Annotated in this window: 2 protein-coding genes; both read left to right on the forward strand. The window is 34.4% G+C overall.

Annotated elements, in window-relative coordinates:
* The first annotated feature begins 21 nt into the window (after positions 1–21).
* Entirely contained in the window at positions 22–3951 is a 3930-nt protein-coding gene (locus tag PHF25_08965; GenBank protein MDD4528139.1) for a hypothetical protein, read from the forward strand.
* Between the two features lies 1 nt (position 3952).
* Positions 3953–4180 (forward strand): hypothetical protein (locus PHF25_08970; GenBank protein MDD4528140.1); only part of this gene is annotated, 228 nt, incomplete at its 3' end.

Below are 4180 nucleotides of genomic sequence, written 5' to 3' on the forward strand. Positions count from 1 at the left end.
GCCTCTCAATCAGGAGTAGGTGTGGTTGGAAGTAATAATCAAAGCCAAGGAGTTAGTGGGGCTACACCAGCAGTAGCACAAGCTAGACAAACAGATGGTGGTTTGGGGGCTGAATTAGCAAGAAGGATGGAATCTTATCCAGCGCAAACATTAATAGACATTAATGAAACAATGAAAGAAGTCCTTTTTAAGGATAAAAGTAAAATGACGCAAGAACAAGTAGACAAACAGGAACAGGATGCATTAAATAAAAGTGCAGAGTCATTAAAACAAATAAAACAAATCCCGCCTGAGCTGGTTGCTGCAGTAGGTGACAAAAATCTTTCAAATTCAGAACGTATAGATAAGTTGTTGGATGTTGTGAAAATATTAGAAAAATTAAATATAGATGAAAAAAATTCGACAATAAAGAGCGAAATGAAGGTTTCTTTGTTTGCACTAGAAACAACATTATCAACGATGAGCCTTACAGATAAGAAGACTAATCCATTAGCGAAGATATTTAGTAATAGTAATTCTATAGAGGACGATAATCAATTAATTATAGAAAGCAAGGTAAATCAATTAAACGATTTAAGAAGTCCAATATCTGTTGCTAGATATGTGAGTGAAAACCCCTTTGTTTTATCGAATGAGACAAATAGGAAAATATTAATAAATTATTTGTTAAAGGAAGATAGCCCTAAGCCAATAAACACTGAAGAGTTTAATTCCTTAATCATGGATTCTTTGGCAGGGTTTAGCGCCATAATGCCTGCTAGCAAAATAGTAGAGAAAATGACTTCTGCACTTACTAATATGTTACAAAATGAATCTGAGCAACCTATTGTTAAAGGAATGGTATTAATGGAAGGAATGGTTCAGGCAGGAATAATTAAAGAAGAAGACATTCTAAAACAAGTTCCAATTTTAGCTCAAGCAATTTCTGAAAATCCAACGCCTAGGAATAAAGAACAAATGATGAATCTTATTGTTGAGGCAGTCTCAGACCTTGGTATTTTAAAAGGATTAACTTCAAAAATTGATCCTTTGGCACATACAACTGCTATTAGATTAATAGCAGAGAAGCTATCTACGGATGACCTAATTGATATGCCTGAGTTGAAGGAAGAGTTGGAAGGATTATTAGTGCCAAAAACGGCTAGTAACCAACAGAGTTTTGTTTCTTCGGAAATTGTGGAACAGGTTATTGGACTAGATAAGGCGCAAAAGGAACGTCAAATATCGAATATATTTAAACAAAGTGATACTATAATTTCTTCAGATTCGAAGCTTGAGCAGCTTAAAAAAGCAAATGATCCAATGATAGTTGCTAGATATGTACAAGATAATCCTGTTGTTTTAACAGATAAGTTAGCAAGCGAAACAAATAGGCGGGCAATTATTAGTTATATGTTACAAGAGGGAAGAGTTAAGCCAAAAGATGCTGGAGAGTTTAATTCTTTAGCAATGGAAACAATCAACAATATAAGTGGCATGACTTCCCCAGAGCAAATGTCAGAGATACTTTCTTCCGCGTTAACTGGCATTGCAGCAGATAAAAGCGTGGCTAATGTGAAACTGTTAGAAAAAATGATTGATAACCAAATTATACAAAAAAACGATATTCAGAAATATGCACCTAGTTTAGTGCAAAGAATACAAAAATCAAATATTGCTTTTGATAAAGACATTGCTCCATCAATTACTAGTAATAAAAATGTTATAGATGAAAAGTTAGCTGATATTATGAAGTCATCCAATTCAGCGAATCAGAAGTTGATTGAACTGAACAAATTGAATGAGCCGATGGCTGTCGTTAGGTATGTAAAAGAAAAATATGTTGAGACAAAGAAACCAATCATGGATGCAGAAACAAGAAAGGCATTACTCGGTTATTTGATGCAAGAAGATAGGGTAAATACAAAGAACATCGTTGAATTCAAGATTTTGACTAACAAGATAGTTCAAGAAAATATAGACAAAAAGGATTTAATCGAAGAACTAGTTAAGGGCGTTGCCTTGGTGAAGGATGCAAAGGCCGACTTTGCTTTAGTTAATGCCTTGGTTTTATTAGAAGATATTATAGACAATCAAGTAATGGAAGCAAGTCTTAAACTAAAAATGTCTGAAGTTTTTGATTTAATTAAATATGATCAAATTCCAAGGAGTGAAAAGGAGATTAATAATATTATAATTACAGCTCTTTCCAATCCATCTATTTCTTTGGATATTGCAAACCAAGAAGATAATGTATTAGAGAAAACCAAAGCGATTAAGACAATAGCGGAACAGTTTAATATTCAATTCGTTCCATCTGTTGATGTTTTAGGTATTGCTAATAACACACAGTCGTTTCAACAAAATGTTGAGAACGTTGAGTCTGATAGTTACATTCCAGAAAGAGGTCAGGGAGGGCTTAATCCAGAAGACGTAATATCAAAGAATGTGGAAGGAATGAAGGTTTTGATTGGCAATATTTACGATGTTTTAAATAAATTAAACAATGATGCCTTCGAATATGTCGTGAAAAATTTAGAGCAAATATCTGTGTTTGGAGTAATTGAAATCAGCAAAGATTTTCGTGTTGCTTTTAAGGAATTGAAGTCAAAGAAAACACTAGACATTGATTTATTGCAGAACGCTATAGATGAATTGTCAAAGGATGTAGGTTCATCAAGATTAACTAATCCACAGAAGGAGTCAATTTCTAAAAAGATTGATTCCTTAAAATCCTTGATTAGTAATATTCAGCAGACTAGAGGAAGAGAGCAAAAGATAGGAGAAATACTAAGAAGTCCTACGAGCTCAGCAGAAGACAAAGCCAAAGAGTTGCTTTTGCTTAAGTCACCAGAAAAGGTTTTAAGTTATATTTTAAAAAATCCTTCAATTATAGAAAATAATAGAAAGTTGATTATAGACTTTATTTCGCAAGATAAAGACGCCCAAGACATTGAGGCGTTTGTTGAGTTATCTGAGCAAATAATTGTAAGTTTTAAGCTTACAGACGAAGAGAAAGATAGTTTAGTCCAGGAGCTTAATAATACAGTCAAAACAATGCAATCAACAGAATCAAAATCAGTTGTTGCCGAGACGATTGCTTTACTGGACGCACTTATAGCGTCTGGGCAGATGGGCGAAGAGGTGTCTAGACGAATAGTTCCTCAATTAATTTCATCAGTTAAAAGAGAGACAACGCAAATGCAACAATCAATAGTTGCAAATGTCGTTGAACGTACGAGTAAATTGGGCAGAGACGGGGCTATAAGCCAAGGATTTTTACAGAATTTTTCTGAGATAAGAAGAATAGTGACTAACAGCTCAAAAGCTGATGTCCCTTCTCATACAATGCATGCTATTAAAGGGACAGAGATATATATTAGTAGTTTACCAATAGAGGTTTTGTCTAATGATTTTAGTCATGAAGCTGCACGGTCTGTTTTGGGTCAGACCGAGAGTGCCCCACAATTATTAGATAATGAGAAGGTTAGCAATTACTTGCTTGAATATTTGACATCATTTTTAAAATTAAGTTCTTGGGAGCAAACAATTTTTCAGCATTTTTCAGTAAATATATACAGCTTGTTGGGTTTGAGTAATACTAAAGGTTCGGAGCTGTGGAACAAGGGAGTTAATGACGCTGTTCAAATGAACAATAATCCACAGGAGGCTTTCGTTTCTGTATTAAAAATATTATCTTTATATGAATCGAATATTAGACAAGAGACACCTAATCAAAGATACATTCTCGACAAACTTAGTGAGAGCTATGATATTGCGATGCAGTACCTTATAACCTCTTTGCCAACGTTAGGCAATTCCGTTTCTCAGGCAGTGTCTTATTTGTCGTATGAAACTAGAACTAATCTGCGTGATAGAATCGAGAGTTCTTTAGGCAATGGAGCAACAGTCCTCAAAAGAGGTTATGAAACAATTCTTAATGGATTAAATGAAGCAGACAGGAAGGCATAAAATGGATCAAGAACAACATTTAAAAAAAAGGATGCAGAAAGCTTTAAGAATAGCTGATGAGTTAAATTATATGATTGAGCATACATTGCGTGTGCCCCCCAAAGAACCTTGGGAAGATATGCCAGTTCTTGATATAAGTACAGATTATGGAGATGCTTTTCAAGGACCAAAACTATATAAGCTTATGAAGGATTTTTTGGATATTCCTTTATCTGTAGGAGGAACAGGG

The sequence above is a fragment of the Candidatus Margulisiibacteriota bacterium genome (assembly GCA_028706105.1).
In the GTDB taxonomy this organism is placed as follows: Bacteria; Margulisbacteria; Riflemargulisbacteria; order GWF2-35-9; family DYQY01; genus DYQY01.